The 20,074-nt window shown below is 38.7% G+C and carries 16 protein-coding genes, 4 pseudogenes and 1 riboswitch; of the genes and pseudogenes, 12 read left to right on the top strand and 8 right to left on the bottom strand.

Annotation, left to right across the window (positions count from 1 at the left end):
- Window positions 1–792 precede the first annotated feature (792 nt).
- Complete coding sequence (locus AC1TO4_RS13825) at window positions 793–963, top strand: hypothetical protein (protein WP_482103144.1); 171 nt, start codon at window positions 793–795, stop codon at window positions 961–963.
- 344 nt (window positions 964–1,307) lie between these two features.
- Complete coding sequence (locus AC1TO4_RS13820; RefSeq protein WP_482105817.1) at window positions 1,308–2,324, top strand: AI-2E family transporter; 1,017 nt, start codon at window positions 1,308–1,310, stop codon at window positions 2,322–2,324.
- A 31-nt stretch (window positions 2,325–2,355) separates the two neighbouring features.
- On the opposite strand, the gene AC1TO4_RS13815 is transcribed toward AC1TO4_RS13820, so the two are convergent.
- Window positions 2,356–2,880, bottom strand: coding sequence for a methylated-DNA--[protein]-cysteine S-methyltransferase (locus tag AC1TO4_RS13815; RefSeq protein ID WP_482105816.1), 525 nt, complete (start codon window positions 2,878–2,880; stop codon window positions 2,356–2,358).
- 335 nt (window positions 2,881–3,215) lie between these two features.
- Here AC1TO4_RS13815 and AC1TO4_RS13810 point away from each other — a divergent pair, with 335 nt between their 5' ends.
- The 4 genes from AC1TO4_RS13810 (at window position 3,216) to metC (ending at window position 7,277) form a co-directional block, all read left to right on the top strand.
- Window positions 3,216–3,953: an ABC transporter ATP-binding protein gene (locus AC1TO4_RS13810; RefSeq protein ID WP_482105815.1), complete on the top strand. Its 738-nt coding sequence runs from the start codon at window positions 3,216–3,218 to the stop codon at window positions 3,951–3,953.
- A complete protein-coding gene (locus AC1TO4_RS13805) occupies window positions 3,950–4,705 on the top strand; it encodes an ABC transporter permease (RefSeq protein ID WP_482105814.1) in 756 nt (251 codons plus the stop codon). Before AC1TO4_RS13810 ends, AC1TO4_RS13805 begins: the two co-directional genes overlap by 4 nt.
- Before the next feature lie 76 nt (window positions 4,706–4,781).
- Window positions 4,782–4,888: riboswitch (SAM riboswitch) on the top strand.
- Between the two features lie 77 nt (window positions 4,889–4,965).
- Window positions 4,966–6,087: a methionine biosynthesis PLP-dependent protein gene (locus AC1TO4_RS13800; protein WP_482105813.1), complete on the top strand. Its 1,122-nt coding sequence runs from the start codon at window positions 4,966–4,968 to the stop codon at window positions 6,085–6,087.
- Window positions 6,084–7,277 carry a cystathionine beta-lyase gene (gene metC, locus AC1TO4_RS13795; protein ID WP_482105812.1) on the top strand — a complete coding sequence of 398 codons (1,194 nt, stop codon included), beginning with the start codon at window positions 6,084–6,086 and terminating at the stop codon, window positions 7,275–7,277. Before AC1TO4_RS13800 ends, metC begins: the two co-directional genes overlap by 4 nt.
- 332 nt (window positions 7,278–7,609) lie before the next feature.
- On the opposite strand, the gene AC1TO4_RS13790 is transcribed toward metC, so the two are convergent.
- Window positions 7,610–8,107, bottom strand: coding sequence for a flavin reductase family protein (locus AC1TO4_RS13790; RefSeq protein ID WP_482105811.1), 498 nt, complete (start codon window positions 8,105–8,107; stop codon window positions 7,610–7,612).
- A gap of 99 nt (window positions 8,108–8,206) precedes the next feature.
- The gene (locus tag AC1TO4_RS13785) at window positions 8,207–9,040 is read right to left on the bottom strand and encodes a pirin family protein (protein WP_482105810.1); all 834 of its coding nucleotides are present in this window, start codon (window positions 9,038–9,040) and stop codon (window positions 8,207–8,209) included.
- 119 nt (window positions 9,041–9,159) lie between these two features.
- Here AC1TO4_RS13785 and AC1TO4_RS13780 point away from each other — a divergent pair, with 119 nt between their 5' ends.
- Complete coding sequence (locus AC1TO4_RS13780; protein WP_482105809.1) at window positions 9,160–9,510, top strand: winged helix-turn-helix transcriptional regulator; 351 nt, start codon at window positions 9,160–9,162, stop codon at window positions 9,508–9,510.
- 89 nt (window positions 9,511–9,599) lie between these two features.
- Here the strand turns inward: AC1TO4_RS13780 and AC1TO4_RS13775 are convergent, their stop codons facing one another.
- Entirely contained in the window at window positions 9,600–9,965 is a 366-nt protein-coding gene (locus AC1TO4_RS13775; protein ID WP_482105836.1) for a group II intron maturase-specific domain-containing protein, read from the bottom strand.
- Between the two features lie 11 nt (window positions 9,966–9,976).
- A complete protein-coding gene (gene ltrA / locus AC1TO4_RS13770) occupies window positions 9,977–11,047 on the bottom strand; it encodes a group II intron reverse transcriptase/maturase (protein WP_482105808.1) in 1,071 nt (356 codons plus the stop codon).
- A 530-nt stretch (window positions 11,048–11,577) separates the two neighbouring features.
- Here ltrA and AC1TO4_RS13765 point away from each other — a divergent pair.
- The 3 genes and pseudogenes from AC1TO4_RS13765 to AC1TO4_RS13755 form a co-directional block, all read left to right on the top strand.
- Window positions 11,578–11,724: pseudogene (locus AC1TO4_RS13765) on the top strand (IS5/IS1182 family transposase); the annotation flags it as partial.
- Between the two features lie 11 nt (window positions 11,725–11,735).
- Window positions 11,736–11,968 (top strand): annotated as a pseudogene (locus AC1TO4_RS13760) (transposase); the annotation flags it as partial.
- A gap of 486 nt (window positions 11,969–12,454) precedes the next feature.
- The gene (locus AC1TO4_RS13755) at window positions 12,455–13,021 is read left to right on the top strand and encodes a hypothetical protein (RefSeq protein WP_482105807.1); all 567 of its coding nucleotides are present in this window, start codon (window positions 12,455–12,457) and stop codon (window positions 13,019–13,021) included.
- A gap of 947 nt (window positions 13,022–13,968) precedes the next feature.
- Here the strand turns inward: AC1TO4_RS13755 and AC1TO4_RS13750 are convergent.
- Window positions 13,969–14,511 (bottom strand): collagen-like protein, encoded by a 543-nt coding sequence (locus tag AC1TO4_RS13750; protein WP_482105806.1) that lies wholly within the window; start codon window positions 14,509–14,511, stop codon window positions 13,969–13,971.
- A gap of 152 nt (window positions 14,512–14,663) precedes the next feature.
- On the opposite strand from AC1TO4_RS13750, the pseudogene AC1TO4_RS13745 reads away from it, so the two are divergent.
- Window positions 14,664–15,445 (top strand): annotated as a pseudogene (locus AC1TO4_RS13745) (transposase); the annotation flags it as partial.
- Window positions 15,441–16,136, top strand: a pseudogene (locus AC1TO4_RS13740) (4-hydroxyphenylacetate 3-hydroxylase N-terminal domain-containing protein); the annotation flags it as partial. The pseudogenes AC1TO4_RS13745 and AC1TO4_RS13740, both read left to right, overlap by 5 nt.
- A gap of 447 nt (window positions 16,137–16,583) precedes the next feature.
- On the opposite strand, the gene AC1TO4_RS13735 reads toward AC1TO4_RS13740, so the two are convergent.
- Complete coding sequence (locus tag AC1TO4_RS13735) at window positions 16,584–18,305, bottom strand: sulfate adenylyltransferase (protein WP_482105805.1); 1,722 nt, start codon at window positions 18,303–18,305, stop codon at window positions 16,584–16,586.
- A 282-nt stretch (window positions 18,306–18,587) separates the two neighbouring features.
- Window positions 18,588–20,066, bottom strand: a complete 1,479-nt coding sequence (locus AC1TO4_RS13730) for a hypothetical protein (protein ID WP_482105804.1) — start codon at window positions 20,064–20,066, stop codon at window positions 18,588–18,590.
- Between the last annotated feature and the right edge of the window lie 8 nt (window positions 20,067–20,074).

The following is a 20,074-nucleotide window of genomic DNA, read 5'->3' as shown; positions in this document are numbered from 1 at the left end:
TATTGATCATTCCATTTATTCGCATAAAGTGCCGGCGAGAAGGGCTGAAAGCCACCCTTTTCACTGGACTATTTCCGGCCCGCTTACGGCGATTTAATCACGACAGTCTTACCGTGAGTCATGTGTGGCTAGAAGTGACTACGTCACTTCTAGCCACACTCTTTTCGGTTATCCTATTGTGATTAATCGCCTGTCGCGTTCTTGCAATATTCAAGTGAAAAATGCATTTACTTTAAAAGAAAAGAATAGACGACTTTATATAGAGACAGTAAGTGCCCGAAGATGTAATTTCGGGCACTCTAGCACGTTACACATTATATTCTCGGCTTAATCTCAACTAAGATTATGTGATACTTTATAAGAAAGTGACACTTCCTTAAATAAAAATAGGGATCCGATAAAAGTAGGCTCGAGCGGCCAAAATTGTATCTTTGGCCGCTTCTCTCTAGGTAAGAAGCGAACTATTCTTTCGTCTCGAAAAGCTTTGGTACTACTTGTAGCTGTGTTTTTGGAGAGCGGCGAATGAAAAACCGCCATACGATTACCTAAAAAATAAGTAGGGATGCGACAAAGTCGCATCCCTACTTATTTAAGTCATTTCGATACTTGTATAGAAGTTTTAAATTCAAAGCGATCAAAACCAACTATATATATTGCCCATTTTCCTATTAAGTTATTTACTAGTTGTTTCTGGTTAATCAACAGATGTGATTAATTATAAATTATATCCTACATGAATCAATCGCTTCTGAGCCATATTAATAAGAATCAATTAGTAAAGGAGGAATCGGCATGAAAAAAGATGATAGTAATAAATTGAATAAGGGTAAAACGTTGTCCGAAAAAATTAGAACAGGAACCATTAATGAAAATGGCATTCATGAAGAGTTATCTCTTGATTTTGCTACTCTTGGTGATCGAAAAAAGGCAATGGTTGATTTATATCGTTCTACGAAAAAGTAATTGTTGGCAGAGCATAGTAAAACCATCCTTGTTAGATATGCAAGGGTGGTTTTCTGTTATTCAATGAAGGTAAAGGAGGTATAATGCAGTTGCAACATTCTGAGCTTATTGAGTAGCCATTTCCACTCATTAAAACATGCCCCAAAATTTCATTTATTGCTCGATGTATCATATAATTAATCAAACACTAAAGGGAGGTAACCTAATTGGTTTAAATCTCCTGCGCCTATATAATACATATTCTTTTACGAGTAAATAGTAAACTCTATTATTTATGGCAATACTAATATGAATGATAGGAAGATTTATCACATCAAACTAATAATGAAGGAGCTACAGTTCAGATGAATGGATTATTTGATATTTTCGAGAAAAAGGGACCCCGTCGTCTTATTATCTTTGCTTTAATAATTTTAATTCTTTTCAGCGTCAGAAGTATGATGAATATCATCTTACTAACCTTTATTTTCGCATTCCTTATGAATCGACTAGTTGAATTTACGGTCAAACGAGTGCGCCTAAATCGGAAGGTATTGGTGATTCTACTCTATTCAGTAATCGTAAGTTTATTAATGTTTGGTATTGTAAAATATCTGCCTTTAATCACAATGGAAATCAGTCAAATTATTAAGCGCATTACCAACTTCTATGCTGAACCTCATGACAATGTTTTGCTTAACTATTTAGAATCCATCATTTCTACCAATCAAATCGCTGCCTATTTGGAAAACGGTTTTTCGTTTCTGGTAAAATATTTTTCCGATATTAGCAAAACGAGTATTCAAGTGTTGCTTGCTTTAATTTTGAGTTTGTTTTTCCTATTGGAAAAACCACGCTTAATAGAATTCACCAGCAAATTTAAAGACAGCAAAATAGCTCCTTTTTATTATGAAATTGAATTCTTCGGAAAAAAGTTTGCACGCACATTCGGTAAAGTAATTGAAGCTCAATTCATTATCGCAATTGTTAATACGCTTTTAACGGTAATTATATTAATTGTACTTGGATTCCCACAAATAGTTGGTTTGACAATAATGGTTTTCTTCTTAGGCCTTATACCGGTAGCAGGCGTAATCATTTCACTGGTGCCTTTAACTTTAATTGCCTTTACTATCGGGGGAATACTTAAAGTTGTTTATGTCCTTATCGCGATTATGATTATTCATGGAATTGAAGCGTATATATTAAATCCAAAACTGATGTCCTCCAAAACCGACTTACCTGTTTTTTACACGTTCGTTGTACTTATTTTTTCTCAACACTTCTTCGGTGTCTGGGGTCTGATTATCGGTATACCAGTGTTTGTATTCCTGCTTGACGTACTCGATGTAACGAATAAAGAAACGGTGATAAAGAGATAATACAATCTCTTTATCATTCGTCTTTCTTCCACTACCATTGCAAATGATTTTCCAGTCGAAGTAATTGCTCTTTCATCTCTAAACCAGCACGGAAACCGCCCAATTTCCCATTTTTAGCAATGACACGATGACAAGGTACGGTCATTAATACCGGATTTGCGCCAATCGCAGTTCCGACTGCACGGACCGAACTTGGCTTTTGTATACGTTCAGCAATATCTGAATATGACACAGTCTGGCCGTATGGGATTTCTTGTAATGCACTCCAGACTGATAATTGAAAAGGCGTACCGTGAAGATCCATCGGCAATGAAAATTCTTTTCGCCGCCCCTCCAAATAATCAATCAGTTCAACTGCATACGGCTGCAAAACGTCGGCGTCTTCAATCAGAATATGGCCTGAAATCCGTTTCTTCACCCATACAGCTAATTCCGCGGATGATGCATTTAAAGAACCCACATAACAAAGCCCTTTTGTTGTCGCTGCGATATACATATTCCATTGTGCGTGACTCAGAAATGCCCAATACACTGCAGTTTCAGTCTTGTTCTCCATCATTGCACCTCCATACGATTAAACCAACCGAGTATCTCATATTGGAAAAAAACGGGGTCCAAACTCAAAACGTTTGGACCCCTCTCTTTTTAAAAAAAGTCGTCTTGTTCAATACATATACGTTTTAAACTAGCATTAAGTTTCATTGGTTAAAAGTCTACTTTACACTTCAAGGAATAGTAGAAGCCACAATATAGTCGTCACTATAGCACAAAACGCTATATTAATAGTACTAAACATTTATTGAATTATAAGAGCTTGAATCAATGTTCCTTGCATGAATACAACCCTTAGATTAGAATTATTATTAATAAGAAAGTCTAGGAGCGATTAACATGTCCAATTTATATGAACCTGCATTACATTTTAATAACGTTGACTATTCCATTGGGGATATACATATTTTAAAAAACGTGACGGGCTCCTTTCCAAAAGGTAAAATTACGACACTCGTCGGTCCTTCGGGAGCGGGAAAAACAACGTTGCTCAAATTGTGTAATGGATTGATATCCCCCACTTCCGGGGAAATATATATTCATGACAAATCCATTTCTGCCTATGAACCTGTTGAACTACGGCGTCATGTGGGGATTGCCCTTCAGAGTGCACCGATGATAAAGGGTACTATTTATCACAACTTAGCACTGCCCCTAGAACTTCAAGGTAAAAAATTGCCAGAACAAGATGCTGTTGAAATTCTAGATGATGTCGGCCTCGACAAACTATTTCTGCACCGAAAAATCGATGAATTATCAGGCGGACAGCGTCAAAAAGTATCAATTGCCCGTACATTGATCAATAAATCAGAAATCCTGTTGCTCGATGAAATCACATCTTCTTTAGACCAATCGTCGTTAACTGAAATCGAGGGATTAATCGCCAAAATCAATCGAAAATATGGTACAACAATCATCTGGATTACACATAATCTGGAACAAGCCTTATCAATTGGCGATTACACATGGGTTGTTATGGAAGGACAAATCATCGAAACCTGTGAAAGTAACTTATTAAAATCATCGACGAATAAATTAGTGAAGCAGTTTGTAGAAGGAGGGGTATCCTCCGTATGACTTATTTAACATTAGCCATCACCCTTATATTCGTTATCATTCCCCTTGTATTATCAAAGACGCTCCGTTTAGGATTAGAAAAGGACACGATCATTGCAACAATCCGGTCGATTATACAGCTTCTCGCAGTCGGATATATTCTTAAATTTGTCTTCGACTCAGAAAATATTTTGTATATCGTGTTAATGGTTACATTGATGATTGTAGCTGCGACACAAAATGCCAGAAAGAAAGGGACAGCCATCAAGGGAATTACATGGAAAATTGCAGTCACCTTGATTTTCGTTGAAGTGCTGACCCAAAGTATTTTACTAGGCTTCCAGATTGTACCCGCAACTGCGCAATATATCATTTCAATCAGCGGCATGATTATCGGTAATTCGATGGTATTGTCAATCCTTTTCCTTAACCGATTTACGGCAGAGGTTGAAACGCATCGCGACGAAACGGAACTTATCCTGTCACTTGGGGGAACGCCAAAACAAGCCATTCATAGACAACTGATCAATTCAATCAAAGCCAGTATGATTCCGACAATCGAGAGTCAGAAAACGATGGGATTGGTTCAACTGCCTGGTATGATGAGTGGTCAAATCATCGCGGGAGCCGACCCAATTCAAGCTGTTCAGTTTCAATTGCTGATCATCTTTCTCTTATTAACGACCGCAGCAGTAACCAGTGTCTTACTCGGATTTCTATCTTATCCTAGTTTGTTCAATCAACGAATGCAGCTGCTTCGGGAAAAGCATTAGGAATCTGGTTCTTGTTTTATTATTCAAGCCATGGTAGAGTTATCTAAATTGTATATTCAAACAACTTCATATTTTATTCTTATCACGAGAGACAGAGGGATTGGCCCTAAGACGTCTCAGCAACCAACCTGTATAGGTACGGTGCTAATTCCAATAGGTATCTATTTACCTAGAAGATAAGGAGATTGACTTCGACATTTCGAGGACCCTCTCCTTATAGAGGGTCCTCTTTTTGATTCTAAAAGAAGAGAGTGAATCCAATGACAAGACGAAGTTTGGGAACAATACTAGTACAACTTGGTAATAACAGTGATCCGAAAACTGGTTCAGTGAACCCACCAATCTATTTATCGACCGCCTATAAACACGAAGGCTTAGGCCAGTCAACTGGCTATGACTACACGCGGACGAAAAATCCGACCCGTTCCATTTTGGAAGAAGGCATTGCAGATTTAGAGAGCGGTGACGCTGGTTTTGCATGTAGTTCAGGGATGGCTGCGATTCAGCTTGTTTTATCACTTTTCCGTCCCGGGGATGAATTGATTGTTCCAGAAGATATTTACGGGGGTACCTATCGTCTACTAAAGCAGTATTCCGATGTCTATTCAATCGGAACAACATATACGGATTTTACTGATGTCCATGAAGCTGAGAAATTGATAACTGCGAAGACAAAAGCCCTATTTATCGAAACACCGACAAATCCACTTATGCAGGAGTTTGATATACGTCAATACGCGAAACTCGCCCGAAAGCATAATTTATTACTGATTGTCGATAACACATTTTTAACGCCTTATTTCCAAAGACCGATTGAGCTAGGCGCAGACATTGTTATACACAGCGCAACGAAATACATCGGAGGACATAACGATGTCCTTTCCGGTCTTGTAGTTGCAAAAGGCGCGGAGCTCTGTGATGTATTGGCAACCAATCATAATGCTATCGGTGCAGTTCTGTCACCTTCCGATTCATGGTTAATCATTAGGGGACTAAAAACACTGCACTTACGAATGAAGCAACATGATGCAAATGCAAAGATAATCGCAAATTACTTGAAGAGCGAACCACATGTTGCGGACGTTCTCTATCCTGGGAAAGGCGGTATGCTTTCATTCCGCTTGCAAAATAGTGAATGGGTTGGACCTTTTTTAGCAAATTTAAAACTTATTACATTTGCTGAAAGTCTCGGAGGCGTGGAGAGTTTTATTACTTACCCAGCAACACAGACACATGCGGACATACCACGTGAAGAACGGATACGACGGGGCGTTGACGATAGTCTTTTACGTTTCTCAGTCGGAGTGGAAGAGGTAGAAGATTTGATTGCCGATTTAAAGCAAGTGTTTTCAACATTAAAAAGCGAGGTGCTTCAACAATGAGTCTCAATAATGAACGATTACAAACGACACTTATACACGCATCGACACGTGGAGATTCCGAACGGAAAACGGGTGCAGTGAATGTACCTATTTACTTATCTTCAACATTTCATCAAGAAAGCTTTGACGAATTTGGTCCCTATGATTACAGCCGTTCTGGTAATCCAACGAGAGATGCATTGGAAAAAACAATAGCCTCATTGGAAGGCGGTGAACGCGGATTAGCATTTGCTTCTGGGATGGCTGCCATCTCCTCCGCTTTCATGCTCCTTTCTTCAGGTGACCATATCGTTGTTACTGAAGATGTCTATGGCGGTACATTCCGATTTGTAACCCAAGTCCTACCAAAGTTCGGTATCGACCATACATTTGTTAATCTGGCTAATTTAGAAGAAACGACTAGTGCAATCCGGCCGAATACAAAAGTAATATATGTAGAAACGCCTTCCAATCCTCGATTGGGTATTACAGATATTGCAGCCATTGTCGAACTTGCAAAAGCGAATGACTGTCTGACGTTCCTCGACAACACATTCATGTCGCCACTTTACCAACGCCCCCTTGATCTCGGCGTTGATATCGTTGTTCATAGCGCTACGAAGTTTCTATCTGGACATAGCGATATTATTGCCGGTTTGGCAGTGACTAAGGATGAGGAGCTTGGAAATCGATTGGCGTTTATCCAGAACTCTTTCGGCTCTATATTGGGTGCTCAAGATTCCTATTCGTTAATTCAAGGGATCAAAACGCTTGGAGCTCGTCTAACTCAGTCATCCTTATCGGCTCAAAAAATCGCCGTATATTTGAATGAACACTCTTTAGTGGAAGAGGTATTTTATCCGGGGTTGGTAAGTCACCCAGGTTACGAAGTCCATGCGAAACAATCAACTAGTCCAGGAGCGGTTCTGTCATTCCGTTTGCCAGAAAGATTTACAGCAAAAGCATTTGTTGACAATGTCCGTATACCTGTTTTCGCTGTGAGTCTAGGCGGGGTTGAATCAATCCTTTCTTATCCTGCTACGATGTCCCATGCTGCTATGCCGAAAGAAGAACGGGAGAAGCGTGGAATTACGGATGGCCTACTACGTTTTTCTGTAGGCCTTGAACATGTGGACGACTTGATTGAAGATTTTGAGCAAGCACTGTTCGTAGCACGCGAGCAAACGGTGAGATCGACTGTAAATATTTAAATGGTTCAGCTAAACAGCAAGCCTTCCTTCGAATATTATGAGGAAGGCTTGCTGTTTTTATGAGACTCTGAAAAATGCATGTTGATTGACCATTTTCACTGGACTATTTCTGGCCCGCTGACGGCGAAATAATCACGACACTTTTACCGAGTGGCAAGTGCCTTTGGAGAGCGACGGATGAACAACTACCATACGGTTACCGAAAAGAATAAGGAGGGATGCGACTTCGTCGCATCCCTCCTTATCAATATATCTCGTTAATGGTATAGAAGCTGTTCAATCCAAGCAATCCAAGTAACTATGCAAGTAGTGCCCAATGCTTTATTAATCTATCAGTTATAAAATTCCTCGGGTATTACGCCTATCTTTCTGCGGTGATACAATAGTGGCTCTTTGCTTTCGTTTTGAATCGCGAGAACTTCACCTATTAATATCGTATGATCCCCAGCGTCAACTTGTTTAAAAATCTTACACTGCATAACTGACAACGTATTAGTAAGGACAGGGAGATTTAAATCTGACTTTTTCCAATCGCATTGACCGAACCGGTCTTCCACTTTACTGGAAAACAACGTACATAAATCACTTTGATCAGCGCCCAAAATATTTACGGCAAACTGTTCTGCATTTAAGAAAGCTTGATACGAATTTGATCTTTTATCAATCGACCATAAAATGAGTAAAGGTTCAAGTGAAACGGATGCGAACGAATTAACTGTCATTCCCATTGGCTGCTGATTTTCATCCAGTGCTGTAACAACAGTGACGCCTGTAGGATAATTCCCCATCGCTTCTTTAAAACGTGCTATTTGTTCAACATGACTTCCCATATGAGCAACTCCTAATTTCTTATTATTAATATCATTATTATGAGTATACCAAACTTTTTGATTTCCTACATTCTTTAGGATTCGCTATTTGAGAACCTTTCACTCAAATTTCCCCTCTTTGTAATCTTGGTAGGCCTGCCTCACTTGTTCTTCTGTGTTCATGACAAACGGACCGCGTGCGACTACATTTTCTCCAACAGGAAGACCCGCATACATCATGATATGCATTTTCTCTAACGCGTGAATCTTTACTTCAGATATCTCAGCCGTTAATCCGTGTTCTAGCCAAAGAACCTGCCCTTTTTCACCCGCTGTGTCTTCGTTACCAAATGTTCCTTTTCCACCTATAACATATAGGAATCCATTATAACTGCCCGGAAGATCTTGTATAATTGTAGCACCCGGCTCTAATTTTATCTCAACCATCGTAACGGGTACATGATTTTTCGTATCAGCTATTACATCTGCCGAAGAACCTGAAAATACACGAATCGTTGCACCGTCTTGTTGACGGATAGGCATGTCTTCTGCACGCATGTTCTGATAACGTGGTTCCGTCATTTTTTTATCACTCGGGAGATTAACCCACAATTGCAGACAATTCACTATTTCTCCAATCGCCGGTTCTTCTGAATGAATAATCCCTTTTCCCGCTGTCATCCACTGGACATCTCCAGGGTGCAATTCCCCGCCGCCTGTCTTATTGTCATGGTGCTCAAGATTTCCATCGATGATATAGGTGACCGTTTCAATACCGCGATGCGGATGCGGTCCAAAAGTGCCTCGTTCGAAAAAATCTTCAGCCATCAACAAAAATGGATCCGTTTCTTCCCAGTTACCCGGTTCAATGACTAATCCCACTTTATGAGTCGGTGAATTTTCCTGATAAACTACATTTCTGACGCTTCTGATTCCCCTAGATAAAACGCTCATTTAAAAGTCCTCCCTTTATGTCCTTTATATGATATTATGAACCAAAGAGACCAACAAGAGAAGTACTTACTTAAATGTATCATAGTATCTAAAAGTATACTAATGGAGGTTATTAAGAGATGAAAGTTGAACAATGTAAAGTCGACGAAGCTTTAGGGATTTTGGTAGGTAAATGGAAACCGATTATTTTATTGCATTTATTCAACGAAGGCACTCAGCGATTCAGTGAGTTGAAACGGTTGATGCCCGATATTACACAAAAAATGTTAACCAAACAATTACGTGAATTGGAAGTTGAGGATATTGTAAAAAGAGTCGTCTATGCCCAAGTTCCCCCGAAAGTCGAATACTCTATTTCAGAGTATGGTCAAAGTTTACAACCAGTTCTGGCAATTATGCACGAATGGGGCACACTTCATGCCGACCATATTGAAAAAGTTAAAAGTTATAATGAGGCCAGTAGCTACTGAAACTGATAATATAATCGAGTAGGAGGCTAATCATTAGTTGATTAGCCGACCTCTCACACCACCGTACGTACCGTTCGGTATACGGCGGTTCAACCTTTTAAGTATCTTCGCTCATAAATTTGGGACATATCTTTCAGTCCCCATTTTATGAGATTTTCTTTTGTTATTGCACGATGTAAGATTTTAGTCCTAGAAGTACGCCAGTATCCCTTTCGGGAATTTGCTTGTTTTATGGCAGCCTCATGATCGATGCCATATTTACGGAGCATTACGTATTTCGTACGGACCCTCTTCCACCTTTTCCAGACGATTTGCCTAAGTCGATGGTTTAACCATTGCTGGATTTCCAGGATGAAACTCTTCATTCTGCTTACCCCATAGTAGTTAATCCATCCAACCGTAATCTGATTAATCTTCTTGATGATTTCCGAGAATGTACCGGGTCTTTTACGAATGGTTTCTTTCCTCAGTTTGTTTTTGAATCGTTGTTTCGCCGACTTACTTGGTCGGCATCCAACTTTCCCATGAGGTTTTGGATATTGAACCCAAGAAACGTTGACAAGGTTGCACCACAGACTTTACTCTTCTCCTGATTAATAGAGAGTTGTAAATCCTTTTCAATGAATTGGGTGACGCTTTCCATCACTCGTTCTCCTGCACGTTTTCTTTTGACATAGATGACAAAGTCATCTGCGTATCGGATAAAACGATGTTCCCTCTTTTCCAGTTCTCTATCCAACTTATTCAAGTAAACATTCGCAAGAATTGGAGATAGTGGTCCACCTTGCGGTGCCCCTTCTGTTGTTTCGATGTAGATATCTTTATCCAGAATACCTGAACGAAGAAATTTCCAGACCAGTTTCAGAGTAATCTTATCTGATATGAACTCCTCCAAGTACGCATGTACTCTTTGATGATGTATCGTATCGAAATAACTCTTTAGGTCACAATCCACCACAACTCGGTATCCTTCTTGGTAGTATTGCTCTGCCAACTTTATGGCTTGATGAGCGTTTCTACCTTTTCGGAAACCATAACTGTTCTCCGAGAATTCCGGGTCAATGATTGGTTCAATGACCTGTAGGATAGCTTGTTGCACTACTCTATCCAGGACTGTCGGGATTCCCAAGTTTCTTTTAGACCCATCAGATTTCGGTATGGCAACTCGTTTGACTGGTTGGGGTTGGTAAGTACCATCCTTCAACTTCCTTTTAAGAGGTTCGAAGTATTTTTCCATGTGTCCTTTTAATTGATAGACCGTAATGCCATCAATACCAGGGGCACCTTTGTTACTTCTCACTTTTGCATATGCCCTCCAAAGGTTGTCGTCTGCATTAACTTTATCAATTAAGTTGATATCATCCTGTTCTTTCATATCCATGTCGACATCCCTGCGCACTCCTATGTACCTTTCGGTTTCCAACCTATCTCTCCATAGGCAGCCATCTATCGGTTTTAACCACGATGTTTTCTGCGTTTCGGCGGTGATGTCTACACCTCCCTGTTTTCCAAGATTTAAGATTGTTCCACCCTTCATTTCCGTAAGGAAACTACTATGGTTTCTGCTGACTTCTCACGATAAATCTTATTTCAACCGAGTTTTCACTCGTCCGTGAGACCTCCCCGGGTAAGGGCTATAACCTTCCTCCCATGTAACTGCTGTATTTACTGTATGGAACTTGAGCAGTATTGGACTTCGTTATGTTTAGCAAACTCATCCATTCCAATTCAGCCTTATATACAGTTTCTGTCCGTCAGTTCGGGATTTTGCCGCCGGCTTCCTTCAGATTCCACCTCACGGTGGACACCCTTGCCTTGAGCTAACAGTTCCTACTGCCAAGCCTGTAGTGGACTTTCACCACCAAGTTATAGCCCATGCCGGGCACACTAAAAACAGACACTCTTTATTAAAGAGTGTCTCAGACTGTAGGCAAACTCCAGAAATTATGGTGTTTGCCTACAGTCTTTTTTCTTTTACAATGGAATATAGCCTGAAATGTTGATTTCCGCTGCGAGCGGACGCTTTCCGCTCCAATCAACAGTGTTTCCTAAATATCAAATGAGGTGATGGATATGATGAATCAAATCAATGAACGGGAGCAGATGGAAATACTGACGATCGAGCAACTAGTTCCACATGACCATCTGGTCCGTAAATTAGACGCGACAATTGAGTTCTCCTTCATTTACCCATTGGTTGAGGACCTATATTCGGTATTTGGAAGATTCAGCGACACATCTGGCAAGACTATCTGGATGTAGTGGAGGACTTGAGACACCACTATGAAATGAAATCAAAGAAATATATGGGAAGCGCAAAGAGACGGTCGAACGCGTCTTTGCCGATGCCAAAGAGAAGCATGGTATGCGGTGGACAACCCTTAGAGGGCTTAAAAATTTTTCTATGCAGGCGATGCTAACTTTCTCTACCCAAGATCTTAAGAAGCTCGCCAGCTAGGGCGTAATAGAAATAAAAATAGTGATGGAGTATGGCTATTTTTCGCAAACAAAACATTAAAAAGACAAAAGGGCTGGAAATCAATTTGATTTCCAGCCCTTTTATCTACAGTCTGAGACACTTTTTAGTAAAGAGTGTCTGTTTTTGATTCTAAATTATACGTTAGCAGAAACAGATTGTATCTTTTAGAATTCAATAAAGTTAAAAACAACTGTATCCAAGAATTGAATTTGAGCACGAATACTGCCGAATGCTCTTGAATCATTCATTATAAACCACACACCACAAAAATGAGAGGTACACACCCTTTAGTGCCTTAGTATACTAAAGGGCACTAGAGAGATCGTTCAATTCAAATGTTTCTAAACATACTATACACTCAGCGCTCTGTGTGTGATTAAATTACTTACTAGTTATCTTAGTTCATCAACAGGTGTGCCTCTTTATATACTATTGGGATAGGACTAAGAACAAAGGAGAGAGATTGTGTATTTCATTAAACCTATACCATCCTTCGCAAAGGATGTTCATGGAATTTTTATGAAATGGTCGCCTCTAAAAAAAATGATTTTGACTGCATTGTTGGCGGCACTTGCAACAGTTTTACAGTCGGCAGGGGGATTTTTACCGGGTATCGGTTATTTCTTTAGCCCCTTCGCATCTCTCCCTATTTTTCTAGCTACACTGATTTCACTCCGTTCCGGATTACTAGCATATGCACTAACAGTTTTATCATTATTATTGCTTCAGCCAAGTGAGTTAGTAATTTTCCCTTTTACAACAGGGCTACTTGGATTGGGACTTGGATGGACGGTTCTCGCTCTACATCGTCGTTTGGCAATCTTAATAGTAAATGGTTCTCTGTTATTTATAGGTATTTGCATCCCATTATACGGGTTGGGCTTTCCTGTTTTCGGTCCGGCGGTCACTTCCTCAATTGATATGCCCATTCTCCTAATTATTTTTGGTTTTTCACTTCTGTATAGTTGGTTCTGGATAGAATTCAGTCTGTTTTTTCTGCGTAAAATCAGGATTGTTTTACGATTATTGTAAAGTCTCTAAGGATAATTTCAAGTCTGAGGACGCGTATATACCAAACAGCTAGTTCTTCTCTTTTAACTGGAGATTCAAAATCAAAGCTCTGCGTGTTTGGTTGAATAATACCCATTGTGAATAGTAACTATTTCATTCCCATCCAACTATTAATCCCCGACCTCTCAATTGGCAATTGGTAACAATTCTATAGACTTTATGATTGCCGTAGAGTAAACATGCCTTGATTCCCAATACGGTAAATTAAAGGTCAAACATAAACATCCGCCAATTGGAAACCCGTTTGGCGGATGTATTACAAATCCTTTAACTATTATTCATTTGGGTCATCGCTACCACGATAACGATTATAGGGTAAGTGATTCCAATTACGATATTTCAGATTATCTGCACTAAGTGCCTTTGGAAATCTATACTAAGTTCATATGGTCCGATTGATCTTTCTGAAACTATCGAAACTACAAAACCTGCAAATTTCCCCTCAGTTGTTCGGTCAACTAGCCCCTTTTAAATTAATATTGACATTCGGTACTTGTACATGATTCAATAATGACATTCTAAAAATCGACATAATAATAATAATAATAATAATAATAATAATAATATTGGCATATCAATTGTAAATATTATTGAGAATCCTGATGCTTTCGACTGGCTTTCACCTAACGAACTGCTCCTGTAGGCAGGTTATATCTTCAAGGTTAATACGCTAAAAATCACTTTGTTTGAGATTTTTAATAATATAGTAATGAGTTTTGAAACAATGATGCCTGGAAAATAAAATGCAGATGGACCTTCAATATACAGAAGGTCCATTTGCTTAGCATTAAGAAGTATTGTCGCAACTTTTATATCATTCACTCAAACCTTTATAAACAAGAGATGAGCTTTCTTTATCACTACTTTCAAACTTAATAAAACAGACTAGATCATTCTACTTTCCAGGTCTATTGGAGTCGCGTGATAACAAGGTGTGCTGAGACGGGCCTTGTTCCTCCAGCGACAGGAGTGATGGTAAGCGCCGTGGAATTACCAGCAGGATTTCGTACAGTAAGTATTGAATTGTTGACTGTTGTTTGCACAAGAGCCATTCCTACTATCTGAGAAGTGCCTGTTGCTCGCCCAACCACCGTATAGGGTAGGTCTGCACCATTTAGAGTTAAAATCAGTTGTCCCGGTTCAGTCACACTCACCTGAAACAAAACCTGATAGGTGCCAATTGCAGACAAGCTAAATGAATCGATAGTAACCCGAACAATATCCGTTCCGCTAGTAGGTCCATTTTGCGGAAAATCCACGTCTCCACCAACAGCAACTGTTGCTGCATTATCAGGTGGCATCAACGCAAAAAAATCTGCAAAAGCTAATGCTCCTCCTGGTGGTCCTGGTGGTCCTGGTGGTCCCGGAGGACAGTTGCAATTTTGCTTCGGTGGTGTGGGAAGTCTGTGAATTTTATGGCATTTTTTATTTTTTTTTCCTTCACATGACAAATCAATCACCTCCTTTACCAGTTTCTTTAGAGTATGCCATAGAAGTCATATCTGTTTGTGCTAAAAAAGTGTATATGTTGACTTAAAAGTGTGCCACTTCTGTAAAAAAATAATCCTAACGAATTGTTAGGAGGAAAGCAGGAGTGATCACTTTGAGAATGAAGCAAACTATTATTAAGCTATATCTACGTGAGAAAAATTCCAAGACAAATTGCTAAAGAATTAAATATTTCAAGAGATACTGCTGCAAAATATATTAGGGCTTTTGAAAAAAGTAAATTCATCGACACACGTAACCTTCCAGTTCCGGAAGATATTACGGCAACGCCAACTTATATAAAAAGAGAAGGAATCAAGCGTAAATTAACATCAGAAATTATGACTATGTTAAATTTTTCTTCTAGGAAAATGAATGGACACGCCAAAATAATATGAGTAAACAACAAATGAAGATAGTTGATATGCTTGAGAAATTACTGGATGAAGGGTTTGATATTGGCTATACGACGGTGCGGAACTTTGTTATGTCGAAGAATCCCGGCAAAAAGAAGTCTTTATTCGCCAGCGTTATTCCGCAGGCCGGGGAATAAAATTTGACTGGGGAGAATTGAAATTATTAATAGACGGGAAGCAGAAAAGTTATTCACTTGCTGTTTTTACTCTCGCCTATAGAAATTATCGTTATGCGTTCCTTTATGAATCAGAAACCTTAATCTGCGTTCAGGATGTACATACAAAACTTATCGAACACATCGGATTTGTTTCTTCGATTTTCACTTATGATAATATACGTACAGTGGTGAAATCATTTATTGCTACTGAACTTATAGTCACAGATGGAATGTTGAATCTCTCGAATTATTATGGATTTGCGAACCTTGAAGATGCCCAAACACATTTAGCTTCAGTACTCACGCGGTTAAATAAACGCCTTCGAAAATGACCTGTCGTTTACACATACATTTATTTCTCCACAAGTGAATCGTTCTCATGTCTACTTTGAAAATACCGATGAGCCAATCGCCGCAAAAGTTATTGATAAAAATGAGGAAGGAATTATCATTAAAGGTGCCCGTCTTCTTGCTACGCAAGGTGGTTTAACAGATGAAGTATTAGTATTTAGCGTTGGTAAATTTTTATTTAATGAAGATGAAGCTTTTGCTTTTTCTATCCCTTCTAACACGAAAGGATTAAAGTTTATTTGCAGGGATAAATTCATCGGAGGCCAATCTTCATTTAATCATCCTTTAAGCTCGCGGTTTGAAGAAATGGATTCTATCGTTGTCTTTGACAATGTATTAGTACCTTGGCATAGGGTATTTTATTACAACAATGCGGAGGTAGCCGAAGAATTCCCAATTCAAAGCTCTTTCCATCCCTTTACTAAGCACCAAGTATTGACTAGACAAATTGTGAAAACAGAGTTCGTCTTAGGTATTGCTGAGCTTCTTATCGAAACGATTAAAATTAGCGAGTATCAACATATCCAAGAAAAGATGTCAGAAATCATCATTGGTCTAGAAACGATGAAAGCCTTGTTAGAAAAATCGGGAAATAACGCAAAATTAGATGAATGGGGATATATGCTGCCAGAAATTTTCTCGCTTCAAGTTGCTGGTAACCTTCTATTCTAATTCTTCTTCAACTAAACTGCGTCGTTTAAGTGGAACATTTCACACTGTATCGCCGTAATCTTCTTGATGTTTTGGAAGTAAATAAAGTAGGGAAGCCATTTTCATGGCTTCCCCTTTATCAAACCGTACGTGCCCTATTAAGGCATACAGCTTAACCATATGTTTCAATGTTATCAAGTGGATGCATTCCAAGCATTTTGCATCTTATGGAGTCGTTGCGGCGTATAATAGTCCCCACCTTTTTCTTTTGCACGTTTAACCCTATTCCCAAGCTTACGTTTTGCTTTATTTGTTAAGTCATGAATGTACTGTTCTTTCGTATATTCATAAACTTTATTTAAATAAAGCCAGTAGGAGGGAATGAGATTAATTCTAAGAAAAACTGTATTATTCTACAGACTTTGTATCTTGGCGGATGTATTACAAATCCTTTATCTATTATTCATTTGGATCATCGCTACCACGATAACGATTATAGGGTAAGTGGTTCCAATTACGATATTTTAGATTATCTGAGCGAAGTACCTTTGGAAGGTCTGCAAGAATCTTTTTAGCTACTTCAAGTTCTAGTTTAGACTCTTCCTTGTCTTGGTACATGAATTCATCGGAAGCAGCAATTGGAGCTTGTCCAACTTTCTCTTCCAAATCCTGAATTACCATTTGCTGTTGTAAGTGTAATGCTTCTCGAGCATCTGCTACCCATTCTGATTGCAAACTACGATTCGTGTCGCCAACACTACTATACTCTTCGTAAACTTCTCGATAAATTCGATCCGCATTGGCACGGACATCCAGGTTAACCTCTTCTAAATCCAGGTTGGTCAATTCTCCCTCTGTTAAAGGGGTAACGCGCTTACGTCCACCAAGCCTCGTTCTTTCTAAATAGAATGGGAACATACTTTTAATTGTTTTTCCTACGGGTGATATGGCATTTTCACTATCATCAAGTCCTTTAGGCTGAATTCCCTGCAAGGCAATTCGGGCAGATTCAGGTCTTACAATTTCTTTTGGCGGCATAATTCCATGACGGAGCATTTCTCGAATACCTGTGCCCGAAATGTTTATCCGATAGCTTTCGTCGTGTGGACAAGATTGGCCAGTCGCAGGACTATCACAACGTGTGCAGTAAAAGACTTCGTGGTAAAGCCGAATATCTATCCCTAGCTCTGCCGGATCAAACTCATCAAATATACTGTGGCTGGCATACTTGTCGTAATAATCACCTATTCCCGCATGATCCCGACCAATTAGTGCATGAGTACAACCGTAATTCTTCATAATTAAAGCATGTAACACAGTTTCCCGTGGTCCTGCAAAAATATAAGTCACTCTCAGGGGAGCTAGAATTGATCGACCTTTTGGATAATACGTATCTAATACACTTCGATAAGACAGCATACGAAACTCATGGCGTGTATACTCTCGTTTAGCCATTTCAACTAATGGTTGAAGAAGCAAGCCATCTATTTCTTCTAAAGCATTCTTATGAATATATTCATGGCCTCTGTGTAAAGGATTGGCACCCGTGATAAATCCTGCTGCCGAACGAAACTTCTTTACTTCATAAAAATCATGCCAAGTATCTTTTGGCTCCAAACGAAGTTTCTCAAATGGTCCCCAATCAGCACGTCGCAATAATCTGATGGGTCCCCCTAACGCGACGTCACCCATCCGCCTATAAATCGCATCTACACCTGGGTGATCACGGTCTGTCGTGCCAAAGAGATGAGAAGCACGATATTCTTTATCGTACTCAAAAATATCCTCTATTATGAGAATAGCCACAGGCTCTTTGTTTTCATCAGCAAGTGTTACTTCATCCCCAATCGAAAGTGATTGGACCACTTCTTTGTTACGATTACCAGTTGGAGCAAAACTCAAAGGTGCCGGCCAAATTAACCCATTATCTAACCGCCCTTTCGTAAGAACGGAATTATAGTCAATTTCTTTCATAAAACCCTCATTAGGAGACAAGACGCCCGTCGCAATCATTTCAAGCGTAATGACAGCTTCCATATCCACCATAATGGTTGGTAGCTGCTTTGCTTTGACCAAATCCTCTTCTAACGCTAGACCAGTTACCACTTTGTCTACCAAACTCCCACCATGGGGCTGTTGTGGATATCCGGAAAATTTGCTTTTCTCTGTTATATTCAACATCTCATTTCCTCCTCTATTAAAATGTTTTAATTTGGCAGATTATCCTATTCAATGAATGCGCCTATTCTGAATATTAACATTTTATTTGGATTTAGAATAGTCAAATACCCTAAATATTTAAATATTGTTTTATTTTTCTCATAAATGGAAATAATATCATAGGAATTCTCGAGAAACAGAGCTATAGAAACATGACTTGGAAATTCCGCAAAAATGAAATACAAAAAAGGCCACTCAATAGTTTAGTCAGCTAATGAGATGCCTTTAAGAGTCTGTAAATGATCAAGATTCTTTTGAAATCCGACCCTCTATACTAAAAAATTTAATTCCCTCAATTTCTACAGTAAGCTGATTTAATTTATGTTCCAAAGTATTAATAACAAGTAACTTAGCATCTAATTCTTCTTCAAACTCCAACGATTTAGTCAATACCTCTTTTATTTGGTGGTCTAATTGTATAAGTTCTTCAGAATCGATAATGGTCGTACTTATTAAAGAGAGCGAGTCGGGATCTTCTCGACTTTCGTTCTTTTCGTTCAGTTTTTTTTCTACTACTGCAATAGCCTCACTATGCTTGTCATTTTGTCTTTTTAAATTTGATATTTCATGGTGAAGCTTTCCTATTGTATTATTTTTTCCTTTTATTTCTAGTAGTAAACGATGTCTCTCTTTCTCCGATTGGCTACGCACTTTGTTGGCTATCTCTAACTTCTTCAGATGGGAGTGTACTTGTTTATTGTCTTCTTGAATGAGTTCTACAAGCTTATTTTCGAGCTGGTCTATTGTCGTTTTAATAGTTAGATTTTTTTCTTCTATTGCAATGGTCTCACTAAGCTTGTCATTTTGTTGTTTTAAATTTGATATTTCATGTTGAAGCTCTCCTATTGCATTATTTTTTTCTTCTATTTCTAGTAGTAATCGTTGTCTCACTTTCTCGGATTGGCTACGCTCTTTGTTGGCTATGTCTAACTTCTCCAATTGGGAGTGTACTTGTTTATTTTCTTCTTGAATGAGTTCTACAAGCTTATTTTCGAGCTGGTCTATCGTCGTTTTATTAGTTAGATTTTTTTCTTCTATTGCAATGGCCTCACTAAGCTTGTCATTTTGTTGTTTTAAATTTGATATTTCATATTGGAGTTTCCCTATAATACTGTTTTTTTCTTTTACTTCTTCTATTAAGCGTTGTCTTTCTTTCTCGTACTGAGCACGCACTTCGTTGGTACTATCTATTTTCCCCATTTGGATATGTACTTGCTTATTTATTTCTTGAATAAGATCTACAAGCTTATTTTCGAGTTGTTCTATAGTCGTTTTATTATTCGTGAGTTTTTTATGAATAGAAGAAACTTGCTTATCATGTTTTTTGTATCTATGTTGATCGGTATTAACTCCGTCTTTCAATTTATTAATCACTTCGTTTAACTGTTTGCTAATTGGTAGTAGATCTGTGTTTGTTTTCTGAAAGGTATCAATAGAAGTAATGTATCTTTTCCCTTGCAATCCTTGCAATTGGACTGGTCCTTTATAAATATTAAGCCGCTTTTCAAATTCTTGATTTAACTTCACTAACTCCTCAGCTAGTTCCTTTTTTTCGTTCGTTAATTGCAGATTTTCTTGCTCAAGGTTTTCTACTACTGAATAGTGATAGCTGTCTTGATATTTTTTAACTTCCGATTTTTGTTTAGCTAATTCTGCCTTTAAAAAGATGATCATTTGTTGAAGTTGCAGAGGATCATTATTTTTGATATTTTCACCATTCACATCATTCC

It is taken from the genome of Sporosarcina sp. Y838, from assembly GCF_056786515.1.
This window is presented reverse-complemented; position numbering and strand designations above follow the sequence as displayed.